General features: G+C 73.3%; 19 protein-coding genes. 10 read left to right on the forward strand and 9 right to left on the reverse strand.

Annotated features, from left to right (window positions below; translation table 11 throughout):
• Positions 1-14: 14 nt before the first annotated feature.
• The 5 genes from ACZ3ZE_RS22820 to ACZ3ZE_RS22840 form a co-directional block, all read right to left on the reverse strand.
• Positions 15-473 (reverse strand): GNAT family N-acetyltransferase, encoded by a 459-nt coding sequence (locus tag ACZ3ZE_RS22820; protein ID WP_361172581.1) that lies wholly within the window; start codon positions 471-473, stop codon positions 15-17.
• 276 nt (positions 474-749) lie between these two features.
• Positions 750-1,166 (reverse strand): SRPBCC family protein, encoded by a 417-nt coding sequence (locus tag ACZ3ZE_RS22825; RefSeq protein ID WP_361172584.1) that lies wholly within the window; start codon positions 1,164-1,166, stop codon positions 750-752.
• Complete coding sequence (locus ACZ3ZE_RS22830; protein WP_361172587.1) at positions 1,163-1,477, reverse strand: ArsR/SmtB family transcription factor; 315 nt, start codon at positions 1,475-1,477, stop codon at positions 1,163-1,165. The genes ACZ3ZE_RS22825 and ACZ3ZE_RS22830 overlap by 4 nt, the downstream gene beginning before the upstream one ends.
• A gap of 133 nt (positions 1,478-1,610) precedes the next feature.
• Positions 1,611-1,802 carry a ferredoxin gene (locus ACZ3ZE_RS22835; RefSeq protein ID WP_361172590.1) on the reverse strand — a complete coding sequence of 64 codons (192 nt, stop codon included), beginning with the start codon at positions 1,800-1,802 and terminating at the stop codon, positions 1,611-1,613.
• 14 nt (positions 1,803-1,816) lie between these two features.
• Complete coding sequence (locus tag ACZ3ZE_RS22840; RefSeq protein ID WP_361172593.1) at positions 1,817-3,007, reverse strand: cytochrome P450; 1,191 nt, start codon at positions 3,005-3,007, stop codon at positions 1,817-1,819.
• A 472-nt stretch (positions 3,008-3,479) separates the two neighbouring features.
• Here ACZ3ZE_RS22840 and ACZ3ZE_RS22845 point away from each other — a divergent pair, with 472 nt between their 5' ends.
• A complete protein-coding gene (locus ACZ3ZE_RS22845) occupies positions 3,480-3,857 on the forward strand; it encodes a VOC family protein (RefSeq protein ID WP_361628718.1) in 378 nt (125 codons plus the stop codon).
• A gap of 31 nt (positions 3,858-3,888) precedes the next feature.
• Here the strand turns inward: ACZ3ZE_RS22845 and ACZ3ZE_RS22850 are convergent, their stop codons facing one another.
• A complete protein-coding gene (locus tag ACZ3ZE_RS22850) occupies positions 3,889-4,437 on the reverse strand; it encodes an HAAS signaling domain-containing protein (protein ID WP_467260421.1) in 549 nt (182 codons plus the stop codon).
• A gap of 270 nt (positions 4,438-4,707) precedes the next feature.
• On the opposite strand from ACZ3ZE_RS22850, the gene ACZ3ZE_RS22855 reads away from it, so the two are divergent.
• On the forward strand, positions 4,708-5,883 hold the full coding sequence (locus tag ACZ3ZE_RS22855) for a hypothetical protein (protein ID WP_361172602.1): 1,176 nt from the start codon (positions 4,708-4,710) through the stop codon (positions 5,881-5,883).
• Positions 5,884-5,937: 54 nt separating this feature from the next.
• On the opposite strand, the gene ACZ3ZE_RS22860 is transcribed toward ACZ3ZE_RS22855, so the two are convergent.
• Positions 5,938-6,450, reverse strand: a complete 513-nt coding sequence (locus ACZ3ZE_RS22860) for an antibiotic biosynthesis monooxygenase (RefSeq protein ID WP_467260424.1) — start codon at positions 6,448-6,450, stop codon at positions 5,938-5,940.
• Positions 6,451-6,476: 26 nt separating this feature from the next.
• Between ACZ3ZE_RS22860 and ACZ3ZE_RS22865 the strand changes: the two genes are divergently transcribed.
• The gene (locus ACZ3ZE_RS22865; RefSeq protein WP_467260426.1) at positions 6,477-8,015 is read left to right on the forward strand and encodes an alpha/beta hydrolase fold domain-containing protein; all 1,539 of its coding nucleotides are present in this window, start codon (positions 6,477-6,479) and stop codon (positions 8,013-8,015) included.
• A complete protein-coding gene (locus ACZ3ZE_RS22870) occupies positions 8,012-8,926 on the forward strand; it encodes a M56 family metallopeptidase (RefSeq protein WP_361628727.1) in 915 nt (304 codons plus the stop codon). The genes ACZ3ZE_RS22865 and ACZ3ZE_RS22870 overlap by 4 nt, the downstream gene beginning before the upstream one ends.
• 36 nt (positions 8,927-8,962) lie before the next feature.
• Here the strand turns inward: ACZ3ZE_RS22870 and ACZ3ZE_RS22875 are convergent, their stop codons facing one another.
• On the reverse strand, positions 8,963-10,000 hold the full coding sequence (locus ACZ3ZE_RS22875; RefSeq protein ID WP_361172614.1) for a C40 family peptidase: 1,038 nt from the start codon (positions 9,998-10,000) through the stop codon (positions 8,963-8,965).
• 739 nt (positions 10,001-10,739) lie between these two features.
• On the opposite strand from ACZ3ZE_RS22875, the gene ACZ3ZE_RS22880 reads away from it, so the two are divergent.
• A complete protein-coding gene (locus tag ACZ3ZE_RS22880; RefSeq protein ID WP_467260428.1) occupies positions 10,740-12,311 on the forward strand; it encodes a multicopper oxidase family protein in 1,572 nt (523 codons plus the stop codon).
• 1 nt (position 12,312) lies between these two features.
• Here ACZ3ZE_RS22880 and ACZ3ZE_RS22885 read toward each other — a convergent pair whose 3' ends face one another.
• Positions 12,313-13,635 (reverse strand): MFS transporter, encoded by a 1,323-nt coding sequence (locus tag ACZ3ZE_RS22885; RefSeq protein ID WP_442304709.1) that lies wholly within the window; start codon positions 13,633-13,635, stop codon positions 12,313-12,315.
• Positions 13,636-13,845: 210 nt separating this feature from the next.
• Here ACZ3ZE_RS22885 and ACZ3ZE_RS22890 point away from each other — a divergent pair, with 210 nt between their 5' ends.
• The 5 genes from ACZ3ZE_RS22890 to ACZ3ZE_RS22910 all read left to right on the forward strand — a co-directional run bounded on the left by ACZ3ZE_RS22890 (position 13,846) and on the right by ACZ3ZE_RS22910 (position 18,771).
• Positions 13,846-15,234, forward strand: coding sequence for an MBL fold metallo-hydrolase (locus ACZ3ZE_RS22890; protein ID WP_467260431.1), 1,389 nt, complete (start codon positions 13,846-13,848; stop codon positions 15,232-15,234).
• 153 nt (positions 15,235-15,387) lie between these two features.
• Positions 15,388-15,993: a rhodanese-like domain-containing protein gene (locus tag ACZ3ZE_RS22895; protein WP_467260434.1), complete on the forward strand. Its 606-nt coding sequence runs from the start codon at positions 15,388-15,390 to the stop codon at positions 15,991-15,993.
• Positions 15,990-16,832: a sulfite exporter TauE/SafE family protein gene (locus tag ACZ3ZE_RS22900; protein ID WP_361172629.1), complete on the forward strand. Its 843-nt coding sequence runs from the start codon at positions 15,990-15,992 to the stop codon at positions 16,830-16,832. Before ACZ3ZE_RS22895 ends, ACZ3ZE_RS22900 begins: the two co-directional genes overlap by 4 nt.
• 50 nt (positions 16,833-16,882) lie before the next feature.
• On the forward strand, positions 16,883-17,149 hold the full coding sequence (locus ACZ3ZE_RS22905) for a metal-sensitive transcriptional regulator (RefSeq protein ID WP_132916395.1): 267 nt from the start codon (positions 16,883-16,885) through the stop codon (positions 17,147-17,149).
• Positions 17,150-17,466: 317 nt separating this feature from the next.
• Positions 17,467-18,771, forward strand: coding sequence for a threonine/serine exporter family protein (locus ACZ3ZE_RS22910; RefSeq protein ID WP_361631039.1), 1,305 nt, complete (start codon positions 17,467-17,469; stop codon positions 18,769-18,771).
• Positions 18,772-18,839: the final 68 nt, after the last annotated feature.

An 18,839-nucleotide genomic window follows, 5' to 3' on the forward strand; every position in this document is an offset into this window, starting at 1 on the left:
CGGTGTACAGGGTGTCAGGCGCCGGGCGTCATGTCGTACGTGACCCACATCGTGCGGGTCGCCACCTGGTCGTACTTCGCGCGGGCCCGGTGGTTGTCGTCGGCGGTGATCCAGCGCACGACGCTCCAGCCGCGCTCGGCGGCGATCTCCCGCAGCGCCTCCAGGAGCCGGTCGGCGGCACCGGATCCACGGCTCTCCGGGGCGACGAACAGGTCGTCCAGGAAGCACCCCGTGGTCGCCGAGAGCGGGCGCGCGAAGGGCCGGTAGTGGGCGAGGCCGATGAGTCGCCCGTCGAAGTCCTCGGCGACCAGGGCGTTCACCTCGTGTCCGGCGTCGTGGATCCACGCCCAGACCCGCTCGGCGGCCTCCTCGGTCTGCTCGACCCGGTAGAACTCGGCGTAGCCGCGGTAGAGGGCTCGCCACTGCGCGAAGTCCTCGGCGGTTACGGCACGGACCTTGATGTCGGTCGACATGGACTCACACTCTCTCGCTCTTGCAGGTGCTGCGGGTGCTGCGATGGATCGGTGGTGCGGCGCATCGGTGGTGCGGTGCCGCGATGGACCGGCGGTGCGGCGCATCGGTGGCGCGGTGCCGCGGCCCATCGTGGGTGCGGAGACCGCGGGTGCCGCACAGAGTCGATCATGCTGGCCCGGCGGCACCGCCACCCTTGACGTGGTGGCCAAAGAGGCGCCCGCCGTGCGCCTCGATGGACAGGTGGCGCCGGTGGAGGGCGCGCCCGGGCGACCGTGTCAGGCCGCTTCCCCCAGTGCCGCGTCCAGCCGCTCCAGGACGTGCGGCCAGCCGCGGCCCATGCCCTCGTACGCCTGCCGGCCCATCGGGGAGTCGAGGTCGAACCCGCTGTGCGTGAGGAAGAGGCGCGTGCCCGTGCCCTCCGGCTCCAGGCGCCAGGTGAGGGTGGTGTCGAGCGTGCCCTCGGCGAAGCGGTAGGCGAGCAGTCGTTCGTCCTCGACGGCCGTGACCTCGCAGGGCTGGCTGCCGAAGGACCCCATGTCCAGGGTGAAACGATGGCCGACGAGCGGCTTGACATCTCCGGCGGCCCACCAGCGGGCGTGCAGCTCCGGGTCGGTCAGAGCGCGCCAGACCGCGGCCGGGGGGTGGGGCAGGAACCGGGCGCAGTGGATCGTGTCGCGGGCGGGTTCGGTCATCTCGGGTTCTCCTCGTCCAGAAGGTCGGCCAGGGCGTCCATGCGCTGGTTCCAGTAGTGCTCGAACGGGTGCAGCCACCGGCTCACCTCGGCCAGCGGCGCCGGCTGGAGGTGGTAGAAGCGGTGCCGCCCCCGCGGCTCCTCGCGCAGGAGGCCGGCGGTCTTGAGCACCGAGAGGTGCTCGGAGACCGCCGGCCTCCCGAGTTCGAACATCGCGGCCAGCTCGCCCGTGGAGCGAGGCCCTTCACGCAGGCTTTCGAGCAGTCTGCGGCGTACCGGGTTGGCCAGCACGCCGAACACGTCGGTCGGCATGCCGCCACGATAGGTCGGAAAATTCCGACGCGTCAATCTTTCCCGACGTGTTTGAGGGGTGTCCGTGGGTGTCCGTGACCGCGGGGCCGGGTGCCGGCCCGACCTCGGCCCGCTACCCGGCCCCGCCCCGGCCCTACTCCTCGACCGTGATCGCCTGTACGGGACACGCGCGGGCGGCCTCGCGGACCAGCGGCCCCTCGGCGTCGTCCGCGCGGCCGGGGACGACGGTGCCGAATCCGTCGTCGTCCTGGGTGAAGAAGTCCGGGGATGTCATGGCGCACTGTCCGGCGCCGATACAGATGTCCCCGTCGATCGAGATGCGCATCCGTGCGGGTCCTTTCACCATGTGACGGGGAGTTCGAGCATGCCCTGGATCGTGTCGCCCGGCTTGAAGGGGATCTCCTCGGCGGGCACGGCCAGCCGGAGTCCCGGCAGCCGCCGCAGCAGCGTTCCGAGTGCGATCTCCATCTCCGCGCGGGCCAGGTTCTGCCCCAGGCACTGGTGGATGCCGAAACCGAACGCCACGTGGTGGCGTGCCGGGCGGGCCCAGTCCAGGGTGTCGGCGTCGGCGTAGGCGGTGGCGTCCCGGTTGATGACGGAGGTGGAGAACACCACCCCCTCGCCCGCGCGGATCACCGCCCCGTCGATCTCCACGTCCTCGCGCGCGACCCGCAGCAGTCCGTCCGCGATCGACAGGAACCGCAGCAGCTCCTCCACGGCCGCCGGTACGAGCCCGGGGTCGGCTTGCAGCTCGGCCAGCCGCTCGGGGTGGCGCAGCAGGGTGAACGTCCCGAGCGAGATCATGTTGGCGGTGGTCTCGTGCCCCGCGACCAGCAGGATCGTGGCCAGCTGCACCAGTTCCTGAAGGTCCGGCCCGCCGTCCCGGAGCTGCCGGGCCACCAGGTCGTCGAGCACCCCCTCGCCGGGCTTGTCCCGCTTCCGCTCGATCAGATCGCCGAGGTAGCCCTCCAGTTGGGCGAGCGCGTCCTCGGTGTCCGCACCCGTCGGGCCGCGCAGCAGCCGCCGGGACTGCGCCTCGAAGAATTCGTGGTCCTCGTACGGCACGCCCAGCAGGTCGCAGATCACGATCGACGGCACCGGCAGCGCGAACGCGCTCACCAGCTCGGCCGGCGGGCCCGCCGCCTCCATCGCGTCCAGGAGCCCGTCCACGGTCGACTGGATGCGCGGGCGCAGCCGTTCGGCGCGCTTGAGCGTGAAACTGGGGATCAGCATCCGGCGCTGGGTGTTGTGCTCGGGGTCGTCCCAGCCGAGCAGCGCGGCCCGCCGCGACCGGCGCAGGGTCGCGGCCCGTTCGGTCGGCAGGGGGAAATCCGGCCGGGTGGAGTCGGTGGACAGGCGCGGGTCGGAGAGCAGCGCACGGGCGGTCGCATGTCCGGTGACGGCCCACACCGAGCGCCCGTCCCAGAGTGTCACCCGCGACAGCGGGCGCTCCTCGCGCAGCGGCTCGTAGGCGGTCGGCGGGTGGTAGGGGCAGGTTCGGTCCTGGGGGAACGCAACGGCTTCCGTCATGGGGGGCCTCGCAAAGGCGAATCGGTGGCTCTGACGTGGGTTGCCGTCTCCACTACATGCCTTAGGCACCTATCTGGTCTACGCATAGTTCGGCCAATCCACCGGAAGGGGGGCGTCCATTCGGCGTCCACTCAGCGTCCACCCGGCGCCGGGCATGCGAAGGGCCCGGCCTCGTACACGGGGGAGGTACGGGGCCGGGCCTGAGAACACAGTACCGCCGAAACTCACTTTCGTGGTGCGATGGCGGCAAATCGCCCCCGGCCTTCCGAAATCCGACGCCAGGCGCGCCGCCCTCGCTCTGGGCGCCCTGCCCTGTTCCGGTCCGGTCCGGTCTCGTGGCGCTGACGTCCCATACCGCAGCCGCCCGGGCCGCCGCGCTCCTCACCGGAGGGGCAACTACCCGTGAGGGCCGCGTCCTCGCCCCGCTCCTAGGGTGGGCGGGCGAGCAACCACCGACCGACCAGGAGGCGCCATGGCCCCGCTCATGAAGCTGAGCGCGATCACCCTCGACTGCCCGGACCCGCAGGCCCTGGCGGCCTTCTACCAGGAGGTCACCGGGCTCGAACCCGACCCGAGGTCGGACGCCGAGTTCGCGAGCCTCCTCCCGGAGGGCGGACCGCTGCTCGGCTTCCAGCGGGTCGACGCCTACCGGGCCCCGACCTGGCCCGACCCGATCGTCCCCCAGCAGCTGCACCTCTGCTTCGACGTCGCCGACCTGGAGGAGGCCGAGGCGCGCCTGCTGGAGCTGGGGGCGGGAAGGCCGGACCGGCAGCCGAACGAGGAGAGATGGCGGGTGTTGACCGACCCGGCCGGACACCCTTTCTGCGTCATCGCGGCCAACCCCCGCTGAACGGAGGCGGATCGGCCCGGCGCCGTACGGCTCAGCGTCGGGCCGCCCGGCTCAGCGTGGTGGCGCCGGCGACCGGCACGGCCAGCGAGAGCGCCGCGATCACCAGCAGCTCCGTCGGCCCGATCCGGGACCCGGCCAGGGCCAGGGAGCCGAAGACCACGACGATCGGGACGGCCGCGCAGGTGGCCGTCCCGATCACCTTCTGGCGGGTGCTCCACTGCGGGGAGCCCCACAGCAGCACCAGACCGGCGAGCAGGGCCACCGCCCCGACGAACGCGTTGAACAGCACCAGCAGTCCGGCCACGGCGAGCAGCACCACCGTGAGGCGGGTCCGCCCGGGGCGGCGGACCGCCGACGCGGCGAGCGGCTCCTCGGCCAGCGCGGAGGCGGCGACGGTACGCGGGTCGCCCAGGTCGTCCAGGGCCCGGCGGACCTGGGCGTCCGTCTCGGTGCCACTGACCTCGATGTGCTCGCGGAGGTCGGCGAGCAGCTCGGCCCGGCGCTCGGCGGGGAGTGCGGAGGTCTCGCGGGCGACGGCGTCGAGATACGCGGTCACCAGCGGGTGGTCGATGGCGTTCATGCGGATTCCCCCTGTGGGTCGTTGAGAAGCCCGTCCCTGAGCAGCGGGGGGACGCAGTGCTCCCGCACTCCCTTACGGGGCCGGCTGGGAACCCTGCCTCCCGCCTCGTTCTTTGCTTCACCAGGAACCATGCAATGCAAGATAGTGCGGCCGTGCGTCTCCCCGCAAGGCGGCTCCACCCCGCCACGCGGCGTTCCCGGGCACCGGCACCCCGTACCCTCCACTGATCGGACGCATCGAGAGATGCGCGGCGACAACGGGGGACAGCACATGACATACCGGCGTGCGGCGATACCGGCACTGCTCGGAGGACTCCTGCTCACCGCACTCCTGTGGTGGGCGGGCGCCAGCGCGGACGCGCTCCACCTGCCGGGCAGCGGCAGCGTGCTCGGCGGGCAGACGGCCGCCGAACTCGAACGCTGGCTCGCCCCTTGGGCGTACGACCCGCCGACCGCCCTCCCCCTGGGCACCGAGACGTCCGGCGGAACCGGCGACGCGGCCGTCACCGACAGCGGCCACTACCTCGCGCTCTACACCACCGCCCTGCAGATCCGCTTCTGCGCGCTCTTCGCCTTCTTCGTGCCCGGGGCGATGCTCCTGATCCGCCGGCTCCCGCCGGTGCACGGCCGCACGCCCGCCACCCTGCTCACGCTCTGGGCCTGGGCCATGGTGGCCGGCACCCTCGCGGTCGGCGTCTCCACGCCGTGGCTGATCGCCTCCATGGGCCGCGGCAGCTACCGCTTCCTGCCACAGCTCGCGGGCGGCATCGCCGCCGGCCGCCAGATGCTCGTGGTGACCGGCCTCGTCGTGGCCGCGGTGACCGCGCTCGTCGCCCGAATCGCGGCCAAGGGCGCCGGACCCCTCCCGCGCACACCCGTCCCCGCCCGCGCCTCCCGCCGGGCCGCCACCGCCGGAACGGCCGTGATCGCGGTGTCGCTGCTGCTCCTCTCGTACGAGAAGGTCGCCGCCGCCATCCAGACGGCCCCGTCGCCCGGCGGGCTGCTCGACGAACCGGGCGACCTCCTGCGCCAGTGGCTGCTGCTCGGCGCCTGGTCGACCCCGGCCGGCACGGCGCTCGGCGACTGGCTCCTCTACCGCGCCGTCGACGTGCTGGTGCTCGCCCTCGTGTGGACGGCACTGCGACTGCTGCCCGGACTGCTCACCCGGGTCACCGTCCCGGCGATGGCGGCCGGCGCCGTGAGCGCGACCGTGCTCGGCCTGCTGGTGAGCCAGCTGCTGCGGATCGCCCTGGACACCACCGGCCTGCGGTACGGGCTCCTCTACGTCTCCGGGAACCTCGGCAACGGCGTACCGGCCGCCCTGACGTGGGGCGTCCTGGCGGGAACGGTGGCGACCCTGACGCTGAGGGCCGCCAGGGGAGGGGAGGAGACCACGGAGCCCCTGGCGCCCGAGGCGAGCGCGACGAGCGGGGCCGAGCGCGCCTGACGTGCACGGTTACGGGTACGGGAACCAGCGCGGCCATCCGCTATCGGCTTGCGGCTATCTGCCGAGCCACCCCCGCAGCAGCCTGCTGACCGTCGGCATCGTCACGTACGTCATCAGGACGTTGAAGACGCAGGCGGTCAGGACGGTGCTCAGGGCCAGGGGCAGCCCGGTGAGCCGGGGGACGAGGAAGTAGGCGCCGAGCAGGGAGACCGGGTAGATCGCGAGGGTCGCGCTGATCGCCATCTTCCACCGGGGCGGAGCCGGACGCGTCGAGCCGGGCTTGGCGAACCAGGTCTCCATGCCGGTGAGTTTCCGGCGCGCGATCTCGGTGTGGTGGTGCCCCTCGCAGTGGGCGAACCAGGCCGCCAGTTCCGGCGACTCCTGCCACACCCGGCAGGCTTCCGCGTCCCGGAACCGGTGGACGAGGAACCAGGGGGCGTCCCCACCGGACGAACGGAAGAGCCCGTAGCCGAGATGCCCGGGAAACGCGGCGGCGCTGTCGAGAATGCCCTTCGCCCACTCCTCGAACGCGGCCTCGTAGCCGGGCTCGACCCCCGGGTTCGCCACCGGGAAGGCCCCGGGATACTGGCCTCATGACCGGCACCCACCGCCCCACACCGGCATCCCCGCCCCCGCTCGACCCCGAACTGCGCGTGGCGCTGGGCGCCTTGGGGGAGGAGGCACGGGAGCCGTACACGCCGGAGAACCTCGCGGCCCGGCAGGAGCGGGACGCGCTGGCACGGCCCCGCCCGACTGTCGAGCAGCTCCGGGCCGACGGGCGCTTCGAGGTGGCGGAGCTGCGGGTGCCGGGGGCGCCCGGCGGCCCGGAGGTCACGCTGGTGAGCGCCCGCCCGGCCGGCACCGACGGCCCGCTGCCGCTGCTGTACTACCTGCACGGCGGCGGCATGATCATGGGCAACGCGTGGTCCGTCGTCCCGCAGCTGCTCCGCGCGTGGGCGCTCCCGCTGGGACTGGCCGTGATCTCGGTCGAGTACCGCCTGGCCCCGCGCACGCGCTACCCGGGACCGCTGGAGGACTGCTACGCCGGGCTCGTCTGGGCGGCCGGGAACGCCGCCGCCCTCGGCATCGACCCGGACCGCATCGTCATCGGCGGCAAGAGCGCCGGCGGCGGACTCGCCGCCGCGCTCGCCCTGCTCACCCGCGACCGCGGGGGACCCGCGCCGATCGGGCAACTGCTCCTGAGCCCGATGCTCGACGACCGCGGCGACACGTTCTCCAGCCACCAGATGGCCGGCGTCGACACCTGGGACCGGAGCTCCAACGCGACCGCGTGGCAGGCGCTGCTGGGCGACCGGTACGGCACCCCGGACCTGCCGCCCCACGCGGCACCCGCGCGCGCGACCGACCTGTCCGGCCTGCCGCCGGCGTACGTCGAGGTCGGCTCCGCCGAGACGTTCCGCGACGAGGGCGTGGCCTACGCCGACGCGATCTGGCGCTCCGGCGGCCAGGCCGAACTCCACGTCTGGCCCGGCGCCTTCCACGGCTTCGACACCGTGGCCCCCGGCGCCGCCCTCAGCCAGGACGCGCGCGACGCCCGCACCCGCTGGCTGCGCCGGGTCCTTCAGCGCGCGGGTCCTGCTGCCGGCGTCCTGACGTGTGGACCTGCCCCGCCACCCCGGGAGCGCGCGCGAGTACCGGCGCCGGTCCCAGGGGCGGTCGCGCCCGGGGCCCGCCCGACCCGCGGCTACGATGGGAGCCACCGCGGCCCTACGGTGCGGCCGCCGGTGGCGAAGGGAGCGGGCGTGCGTCAGTTGGGCGAGCTGGAGGCGGAGATCATGGACCGCCTGTGGTCCTGGGGCCGCCCCGCCACCGCGCGCGAGGTCCTCAACGACCTGAACAAGCAGCGGCCCCTCGCGTACAGCACCGTCAAGACCGTCGCCGACATCCTCTACGGCAAGGGCATGCTGACCCGCGAGAAGGACGGCCGCGCCTGGCTCTACGAGCCGACGTGCTCCCGGCAGCAGTACACCGCCACCCGCATGCAGGACGCCCTGGAGGGCAGCCCCGACACCGCCGGAGTGATGGCCAGCTTCGTCGAGCAGATCTCACCGAGCGAGGTGGAGGCCCTGCGCGCCGCTCTGCGCGCCGCCAAGCGCCGGAGCGAGTCGTGATCACCGCCGCCGTGCTCGCCGGGTACGCCGTGCTCGTCGGCGCCGCCGCCCCCCACGTCCTGGCCCGGGCCCGCTGGCCGCACCGCGCGCCCGTCCTCGCCGTCGCGGTCTGGCTGCTGCTGATGGTCACCTTCGTCGTCTCGGCCGCACTCGCCGTCTACCACCTGGTGATGACGGAGCAGCACGTCCACGACGGTCTGATCGGCCTGCTCAGCGCCTGCGGACTCGCCGAGAACACTCCGGCGGGTGCCACGGCGGCCCCGACGTTCCGCGACACCGCCGTCCTCCTCGCCCCGGCCGGAGTCGTCCTCCTCCCCGTCTTCTGGCTGCTCCGCACGGCCTGGACGGCACGGGCCGAACGGCGCCGTCAGCTCGAAACGCTCCGGCTGATCGGCCGGTCCTCGACGACGTACGGGGCGACGATCGTCGAGCACCCCGTCGCCGCGGTGTACTGCCTCCCCGCCCGGCCGGCCCGCGTCGTCGTCACCCGCGGTGCCCTCGACGCCCTGGACGACGAGCAGGTGCGCGCCGCCCTCGCGCACGAACGCGCCCACATCGACGGCCGCCACCACCTGATCCAGATGGTCCTGCGCGCCTTCGCCCGGGCGTTCCCGCGACTGCCGCTCGCCCGGCACGGCCAGGAGCAGACGCTGCTCCTCCTGGAGATGGCCGCGGACGACCGCGCCCTGCGCCTGCACTCGCGGGACGCCCTCGCGACGGCCCTGTGCGAGGTGGCGGCCGGGCGCGTGCCCCGGGCCGCCCTCGGAATGGGCGGCCCCAGCGCGCTGATCCGGCTGCGCCGGGTCCTCACCCCGCAGCCCAGACCGCACGGCGCGACCCGGCTCGGCGTCGCGCTCGCGGCGGCCGGCGCCCCACTGTTCCCGATGCTCCTCGGCTGCGGACCCTTCTGACCCGTGCCCGTCCGCGGGCCCGCGGACGGGCACGGGTCAGAGCCGGACGCCCCACATGAACGGCATCCCGCTGCGCGCGATCGACTCGTAACGGACCTGCGCCCCGGGCTTGGGGGCGTGCAGGATCTGCCCGTTGCCCGCGTAGAAGCCCACATGGCTCAGGTCGGTCCGCATGATGATGAGGTCGCCGGGCCGCAGGTCGCCGAGCGAGTTGATCCGGGTGCCCACGTTCGCCTGCGCCTGTGAGGTACGGGGGATGGTCACGTTCGCCTGCCGGAACGCCCACGACGTCAGCCCCGAGCAGTCGAAGGACCCCGGACCGCTCGCCCCCCACACGTACGGCAACCCGACCCGGCTCTGGGCCGCGGCGAACGCGGCGGCGGCGCGCGAGGACGCGCTCGACTCGTTGCCGAGGTCCGCGCGGGCGCCCGCCCGGTTGGCACGGTCCTCCGCCTGGGTGATCCGCGCCCGCTCCTCGGCGGACAGGGTGTTCAGCAGCTTCCGCGCCTTCTCCAGCTTGCCCTGCACCTCCGCCTTCTTGCGGCGCTGCTCACCACGGGTGGCCTCCAGCTCGGCCAGCTTCCGCGCGGCCTCCGTGCGCTGCTGCTGGAGCTCCCGGCGCTGCGCCTCGAAGAGTTGGAGGGCGTTCACGTCCCGTTCGCCGAGGCGCTGCTGCAGACTCGCGCGCTCAAGGAAGGTGTCGGGATCGGCGGAGAGCATCAGCTGCATCGACGGATCGAGCCCGCCGCCCCGGTACTGCGCGGCGGCCAGCGAACCGACCCGGTCGCGCAGCCTGTTGAGCTCGCCCTGCTTGCGGGCGGTGGCGTCCTGGAGGGTGCCCACCTGCTTCTGCAGGGCGTCGGCCTTCTCCTTGGCGCCGTTGAATTTCTCCGTCGCCTGCGTGGCCGCCTCGTAGAGCCGGTCGATCTCGGCCTGCACGCCCTTCTTCCTGGGGTCGGGCGCGGGGTCGGCCCAGGCGGTCTGCGCGGAGAGCGCCACGGCCGCCGCCGCGGTCGTCGTGAGCACACCCGCGTAGCGGGGGCGTGAGGGCTTGGGACGGCGGTGGGACGCCACGATGGGCCAGCTCCTTCTTCCTCGGGAGGGCTCCTCCGGCCGGGGCCGGGGCACGGGCCCGGCAGGCGACCGGAGGAGCGCTCGAATGCTAAGCAACTTAGCTGATGAGTGACAAGTGCCGGTGATCCGGTGTCCGTCGGCCTGTGAGAGGTGGAGGGCGCCAAATACTTTCTGACGCTGCCTTTACGGGACGGGGCGCTAGCCTGAAAGGAGTGTGAAACCACTTAGTAGGTTGGTTGCGGACATGTACACCGAGAGCGGGGGGAGGGTCAGTGATTCCGGTCGGATCGCGGGGGCGTCATGGCGCCCGTCGGGTGCTCGGCGCCTTGGCCCTGTTCTTCGCCGCCTTCGCCGTTCTCGTCCACCATGAGGCCGCGACAGCTCCTGCTCCGGCCGTCCGCGCCATGACCCATGCCGGGGCGGCGGCCGGTCACGCGCAGACGTCCGCTCCCGCCATGGGTGCCTGTTCCGCGCCCGGCATGGGGCACTGCGTGGCCCCGGTCGTCGACTCGCCCACGGGCGCCGCCAGGGCCCTCGGAGGCGTCGGCCGGAGCGCTCACCCACCCCTCGGTACGGGCGGGCGACCCGTACCCGACTCCATACCCGGGCGCCCGCCCGACCTGCTGACCCTCTCTCAGCTGCGCATATAGGCCGCCACGCCGCCACACCGCGGCGCCACCCGGCGCTGCGTACGTGCGGCTCCACAGGCCCGATCGCATCTGAGACAAGGACTCCACGCATGCATCCCGTCCACCGCCGTTCCGTCCTCCTCGCCGGACTCGGCGCCGCCGGCGCGGGCGCGCTCACCGCCTGTTCCGGATCCCCCTCCACCCCGAGCGGCGCCCCGTCGCTCGTCAGCGCCTCCGGGCCCGAGGTCACCAGGGTCGAGAAGGCCCGCGCCGGGAGCGGTGCGGAGCGGAAACACACCCTCACGGCGGCGTCGGCCGTGGTCGACCTGGGCGCCGGCATCACCGCGCGGACCTGGGCCTACGACGGGCGCGTCCCCGGCAAGGAGCTCAGGATCTCCGCGGGCGACACCCTCGTCGCCGAACTCTCCAACCAGCTGCCGGACCGCACCACCACCTCGGTCCACTGGCACGGGATCGCCCTGCGCAGCGACATGGACGGAGTGCCGCCCGCCACGCAGGCCCCCGTCCGGCCGGGCTCCACCTTCACGTACCGCTTCATCGCCCCCGACCCCGGTACGTACTTCTTCCACCCGCACGTCGGCGTCCAGCTCGACCGTGGTCTGTACGCCCCGCTGATCGTGGAGGACCCCAGGGAGCCCCTGGGGTACGACGCGGAGTGGGTCGTCGTCCTCGACGACTGGCTCGACGGTGTCACCGGCACCCCGGACCAGGCCTTCGCGGAGGTCGCCCAGGGGATGGGCGGCCACGACATGGGTGACATGCCGTCCATGGACATGGGTGGCGGTTCCGCCTCCCCGTCTCCCTCCGGCGCCGGTACGGCGATGCCGTTCATGCTGATGGGCGCCCGCAGCGACCTGCTCGGCGGCGACGCGGGCGATGTCGCGTACCCGCACCACCTCGTCAACGGGCGTGTTCCCGCCGACCCGGACGTCCACCGCGGCAAGCCGGGCCAGAAGGTGCGCCTGCGCATCGTCAACGCCGGTGCCGACACCGCGTACCGGGTGGCCCTCGGCGGCCACCGGATGACGGTCACGCACACCGACGGGTTCCCCGTGCGGCACGAGGAGGTCGACGCGCTCCTCGTCGCCATGGGGGAGCGGTACGACGTCCTCGTCACCCTCGGCGACGGCGTCTTCCCGCTCGTCGCCCTGGCGGAGGGCAAGAACGCCACCGGTAGGGCCCTGGTGCGGACAGGTTCGGGTGCCGTGCCGGCCCCGACCGCGCGCCCGAAGGAGCTGGACGGACGGCTCGTGACGGCCGACCGGCTGCGCGCCGCCGACGCGGTACGCCTGGAGGCGGCGAAGCCGGACATCGTCCACCGGGTCGAGCTGAGCGGCGGCATGGCGAGGTACGACTGGGCCCTGAACGGCAGGCGCTTCGACATGAAGGACCAGACGGCGAACCCCCTGCTGGTCGAGGAAGGGCGCCGCGTCCGCCTGGAGTTCGTCAACGGCACCGACATGTGGCACCCCATGCACCTGCACGGGCACACCTACCGGCTCGGTGCCGAGGGCCCCCGCAAGGACACCGCCATCGTCCTGCCGGGGAGGACCCTGTCCGTGGACTTCGACGCGGACAACCCCGGCCGGTGGATGCTCCACTGCCACAACGCGTACCACGGCGAGGCCGGGATGATGGCGCTCGTCGCCTACCGCGCCTGACTCAGGGGCCGCCGGGTGCCGGAGCCGTGCCGGAGGTCTTCTCCCGGCCGGTCATCCAGCGCCCGGCGAGCAGGCCGGAGGCCGCGGTCAGGGCGGCGGCCGTCAGGACCGTCGCGTCCAGGCCGATCGCGTCGGCGAGGACACCCGCGAGGAGGGCGCCGCCCGCGTAGCCGATGTCGCGCCAGAAGCGGTACGTGCCGAGCGCGTTCGCCCGCCATGAGGGGTGGGCGCGGTCGGAGACGGCGGCGATGAGCGCGGGGTAGACCAGCGCGGTACCGATGCCGAGGCCCACGGCGGAGAGGAGTCCGGCGAGCAGCGGGCGGTCGAGGAGTGCGAGCGCGACGAGGAGGCCGCCGGCCTGGATCAGCATGCCCGTGACGACGAGGGGTTTGCGTCCGATCCGGTCGGCCAGGTGGCCGGCCGGGATCTGCCCGAAGCCCCACAGGAGCGGGTAGAGCCCCTTGATCAGACCGATCGCGGCGATGCCGAGCCCGTGGTCGGCGAAGAGCAACGGGAAGACGCCCCAGGTCAGGCCGTCGTTGAGGTTGTTCACCAGGCCCGCCTGGCTCGCACCGCGCAGCGAGTGGTCCCGCCAGGAGGTACGGGCGAAGACGCTCGCGAAGGAGGTCTTCCCCGTTTCCCCCGGCGGCGAGGGGTGCCGGGCGAGTTCGAGCGCCAGATGGGCGGTGGTGTCCTTGGCCAGGAGGGAGAGCCCGAGGCCCGCCGCGACGAAGACGACACCGATGAGCTCGGGGGCGGGGCGGAGCCCGTACTGGGTGGCCAGGTAGCCGGTGAGCAGGGCGGACGCGCCGACGGCGACATAGCCGGCGGCCTCGTTCAGGCCGGTGGCCAGGCCCCGGCGGGCCGGGCCCACCAGGTCGATCTTCATGTTGACCGTCATCGACCAGGTCAGGCCCTGGTTCACGCCGAGGAGCACGTTCGCGGCCACGATCCACCACCACGACGGCGCCCACGCCAGCACGAAGGGCACCGGCAAACCCGCCAGCCATCCGGCGAGCAGCAGCTGCCTGCGCCGGAAGCGGGCGGTGAGGGCGCCGGCGGCGAGGTTGGTGAGCGCCTTGGTCAGGCCGAAGGCCACGATGAACGAGAAGACGGCCAGGTTGCTGGTGAGCCCGAACACCTCCGCGCCGATCAGCGGGACCGTGGTGCGCTCCAGGCCGACGAGCGCGCCGACCGCCACGGTGACGACGACGAGAAGGCCGAACTGCGCCCGGTTCTCCCGCAGCCCCAGCCGCACCGTGCCGCCCGTGGAGGGGGCCTCCGCCACGGGTGGGGGCTCGGCCGCCTCCGTCCGCTGAGTCATCGCGATCCACCGTCCTGTTCGTGTTTCAGCTGGCCAACATACCCCCATGGGTATTTTTCCGATGTGATCCAGGATACCTAGGGGGGTATTTGACTCGGGCCGGTCCGCCTGTTTACGGTCGGAGGCATCGATACCCAGGGGGGTATAGAAACCCGGCGCGTCCGCCCCTTCCGTTCCGACCGGACGCGCGTCCCCGATGGAGGAATCGGCGTGTTCTTCGCCCAGTACTACCTCGACTGCCTCTCCCAGGCGTCGTACATGATCGCCGACGAGACGACCGGACAGGCCGTGGTCGTCGACCCCCGCCGCGACGTCTCCGAATACCTCGCCGACGCCACCGCGCACGGGTTCACCGTCGTCGGCGTGATCAACACCCACTTCCACGCCGACTTCGTCGCCGGCCACCTGGAGCTCGCCGACAGCACCGGCGCCTGGATCGGCTACGGCAGCGGCGCCGAGACCGAGTACCCCATCCGCAAGCTGGCCGAGGGCGAGCGCATCGGGCTCGGCGACGTCACCCTGGAGATCCTGGCGACACCCGGCCACACCCCCGAGTCGATCAGCGTCCTCGTGTACGAGCAGGCCGCCGACACCGTGCCGTACGGCGTGCTCACCGGCGACGCGCTGTTCATCGGCGACGTCGGCCGCCCCGACCTGCTCGCCTCCGTCGGGGTGACCGCCGAAGAACTCGGCGCCATGCTCCACGACAGCGTCCAGAACAAGCTGATGGCCCTCCCTGACGAGGTGCGGGTCTTCCCCGCCCACGGTGCCGGCTCCGCCTGCGGCAAGAACCTCTCCACGGAGAAGTCCTCCACCATCGGCGAGCAGCGCGCCACCAACTACGCCTGCGCCCCGATGGGCCGCGAGGAGTTCGTCGCGCTCGTCACCGCCGGACAGTCCGCCGCGCCCGGCTACTTCGCCTACGACGCCGAACTCAACCGCAAGGACCGCCTCCTGTACGACGCGACGTCGGTCCCGCGGCCGCTGTCCGCACCCGACTTCGCCGCACTGCGCCGCTCCGGCGCGGTCGTGGTCGATGCCCGCTCCCCGCAGGAGTTCGCCAACGGACACCTGCGCGGCGCCGTCAACGTGCCCGCCGAAGGCCGGTTCGCCGAACAGGCCGGCACCGTCCTCGACCCGGCCGACGAACTGATCGTCATGGCGCCGGAGAACCGCGAGGAGGAGGTCGTCACCCGCCTCGCCCGCATCGGCTTCGACCACGTCGTCGGCTACCTGCGCAACCCCGAGGACGCCCTCGCGGCCCTCACCGACGACGTCACCCCCGCGAGCCGCCTGACCGCCGCCCGCCTCCGCGCCGCACTGGCGGGCGAGGCGCCCCCGCTCGTCGTCGACGTGCGCACCTGCGGGGAGCGGAGCGCCCACGGCCTCATCGACGGCGCCCTGCACATCCCGCTGAGCGAACTGCCCGCGCGCACGGACGAACTCCCCACCGACCGGCCCCTGGTCCTGCACTGCGCCGGCGGCCACCGCTCGTCGATCGCGGCGAGCCTCCTGCGCCACCGCGGCTTCGACGACGTCTCCGACATCCTCGGCGGCTACACCGCCTGGGCTCTGGCGTCCGAGCGCGCCGAGGCCTGACGGGCCCGCCCGCCGGGCCCCTGACGGCAGGCCCCCGCCCGCCGGGGCCTGCCCGCTTTCCGCCCCCGTCAGTCACGGGGCCTTGGGGTCCCGCACGCCCCCACGAATACCCCCCTGGGTATTCACCCTTCTCTGTACAGGAGCCACGCCCACATGACCGAGAACTCCCCCTCCCCCTCCCCCTCCTCTTCCTCGACCTCGTCGATCACCCCCGCCGTCCTGCACGCGCTCGTCCGTGAAGGGCGTGCGCCACGGCTGCTCGACGTGCGGACCCCCGGCGAGTTCCGGACCGTTCACATACCGGGCTCGTACAACGTGCCCCTCGCCACCCTGCGCGAGCACCGTGCCGAGCTGCTGTCCCACCTGGACGAGGAGGTCGTGCTCGTCTGCCGCTCCGGCGCCCGCGCCACCCAGGCCGAGAAGGCCCTCGCCGAGGCGGGCCTGCCCAACCTCCGGGTCCTCGCAGGCGGCATGAACGCCTGGGAGGCGGCCGGGGCACCCGCGAACCGGGGCCCCGAGCGGTGGGACATGGAGCGCCAGGTCCGGCTCGTCGCGGGCTCCATGGTGCTCCTCACCGGTGTCGTCGGCGTGTTCGTGCCCGGCGCGCACCTGATCGGCACCGCGGTCGGTGCCGGTCTGACGTACGCGGCCGTCAGCAACACCTGCGCCATGGGCGTCCTGCTCTCCAAGCTGCCCTACAACCGGGGGCCGCGCACCGACATCCGCACCGTCATCGCGGAACTGCGGAACACTCCGTGACCGCCCTCGTCGTCGTGGCGTCCCTGTTCGTCGGCGTCACCCTCGGCGTCCTCGGCGGCGGCGGCTCGATCCTGACCGTGCCCATCCTGGTCTACCTGGCGGGGCAGGGAACGAAGGAGGCCATCGCCACGTCGCTCTTCGTCGTCGGTGTCACCAGCCTCGCCGCGCTCGTGCCCCACGCCCGCGCCCGCCGGGTGCGCTGGAAGGCGGGTCTCCTGTTCGGCGCGTTCAGCATGGTGGGCGCGTACGGGGGCGGCCGGCTCGCCGCGTACGTCCCCGGTACGGCGCTCCTCATCGCGTTCGCCCTGATGATGCTCGCCACCGCGGTCGCCATGCTCCGCACGTCGCGGCGCGGCGCCGAGCCGAAGCCTCGGCGCCGGGACCTGCCCCTCAAGCACATCGCGGTCGAGGGCCTGGTCGTCGGCGCGGTCACGGGCCTGGTCGGCTCCGGCGGCGGGTTCCTCGTCGTCCCGGCGCTCGCGCTCCTCGCCGGACTGCCCATGGGCATCGCCGTCGGCACCTCGCTGCTGGTCATCGCGATGAACTCCTTCGCCGGCCTCGCCGGGCACCTCTCGGGCGTGGGGATCGACTGGGGCCTCGCCCTGACGGTGACCGCGGTGGCGGTGGTGGGCAGTGTCATCGGCGGGCGCTTCGCGGGCCGCATCCCGCAGGACTCCCTGCGCCGGGCCTTCGGCTGGTTCGTCGTGGTGATGGGCGTCTTCGTCCTCACCCAGCAGCTCGGTACCGGCCTGTGGGGCCACCCGGCGACCTGGGGCGTGCTGGGCGCGGTGCTGCTGGCCGTGACCGTCGCCCGGGTGCGGGCGAAAAGCAGTGGTTGATACCCCTAGGGGTATCCTGATGGGTGGGGGTGAGAGTGGAGGAGGACTCCGTGCAGGTGGAAGAAGGGGCCGTGCGCCCCGTCCTGAACCGATTGCGCCGCGCCCAGGGGCAGCTCGCCGCCGTCATCGCGATGATCGAGGCCGGCCGCGACTGCAAGGACGTGGTCACCCAGCTCGCCGCCGTCTCCCGGGCCCTCGACCGGGCCGGGTTCAAGATCGTGGCGAGCGGGATGCGGCAATGCCTCGCCGAGAGCGCCGCCGACGCCCCGCCCATGTCGGAGGAGGAACTCGAGAAGCTCTTCCTCGCCCTGGCCTGACCGCCGCTCCGGCGTGAGAGCGCGCGCCGTCGCCCGAACTCCCCGGCCATCGCGGCACCCGCCGACGAACCCGGCGACAGCCTGACCGCTGCCCCCGGATGCCGAACGCGTGCATCCGGGGGACGCTGGTCACCGGCGTCGCCGAAGGTCGGAGGGAGCTCGGCGTGGAAGAGTCAGGGCCGCCCGGGGAGCCGTCCGGCGGGGCGGGGGAGCGGAGGCCCGGGGACCCGGGGAAGCGGCTACCCGAAGGCCCGGGGGAGCGGCCGCCCGAGGATCCGCCCGGCGGGGCAGGCGAGCGGCCATCTGGACAGGTGTCCATGCCGCCCGCGCACGAGCCGCAGGGGCCCGCCGTCGCGGCGGCCCCGGCCCCGATCGACGACCTCACCGCCTTCCTGGTCCGTCTCACCGGCCTCCTGCTGCGTTCCTCCGGCGAAGGCGCCCACCTCATCGGCGTCGCCGTCACCGACTCCGCCCGAGGCCTGGGCGGCGACGCCGCGCTGCTGCTCGTACCGGAGGCCGCCACCCTCACCGTGGTGGCCGCCGACGGCCGGACCCGGACCGCGACCGTGCACGGCTTCCCCGAGGTGTTCCGCCTCGACCGGACGGCGGCCCTGAAACCGCTCCTCGCCGACGTACGGGAGGGCCGCGCCGACGTGACGGAAGCCGGGCGTCGCCTGGCCCGGATCGAGACGGCCCCGGCCCCGTACCCGTGGTGGCTGAAGTTCCTCGGCATCGTGCTCTTCTCGCTCGGGTTCGCCCCGCTGATGCAGCCCACCTGGTACGAGCTGGGCACCACCGCGGTCCTCGCGTCGATCGCCGCCGCCCTCGCCGTCGCCGCGGACCGGGTGCCCCGGCTCGCCCGGGTGCTCCCGCTGGTCGTCTCGACCACGGTCTCGGTCGTCACGATCGAGCTCTTCGCCGGGGATCCGGCCCGCGGCGGACCCGTACTCCTGATGCTCCCCGCGCTCTTCTTCTTCGTGCCCGGCGACTACCTGAGCGCCGCCACCGCCGAACTCGCCGCCGGGCTCGTCACCACGGGCGCGATCCGCCTGGTGTACGCCGTCTTCCTCCTGGTGCAGCTCTACGTCGGCGTCCTGCTCGGCGTGTACGTCACCGGCACCTCCACCCGCGCCCTGTTCGACATCGCCGCCGCGTCCGACCTGCCCCGCTGGGCCCTGTTCCTCGCCTGGATCGTCTTCACGGCCGGCACCGTCCTCGCCTTCGCCGTCCCCCGCCGCTTCTTCCGGCCCCTGCTGCTCCTCGTGTACGTGACGGTGGGCGTGCAGTCGCTGGCCACCAAACTGGTCGGCGAGGTCGCGGGCACGTTCCTCGCCGCCGTGGTGCTGGCCGCCGCGGCCACGGTCCTGTCCCGGGGGCCGCGCCGACCGCCCCGCCTGATCCTCGTCCTGCCCGGCTTCTTCACGCTCACCGTCGGTTCGCTGGGCATGCGCGGCCTGACCACCCTGGCCGGCGGCTACGTGGTGGAAGGCTTCACGGACCTGCTGAAACTGGTCGTGATCGTCACCGCGATCGCGGTCGGCATGGTCGTGGGCGCCACGCTCGTGCCCGAGAGCGCCCCGCGCCGTGGCGCCGCCGCACCGGGCGCCCGTACCACGGCATGACGGTGCCCCTCCGGCCCGCGACGCACGATCACACGCGCCCACGATCACCTGTTCGGCGGATTCCATGT

This window comes from Streptomyces sp. NPDC023157, assembly GCF_055560575.1.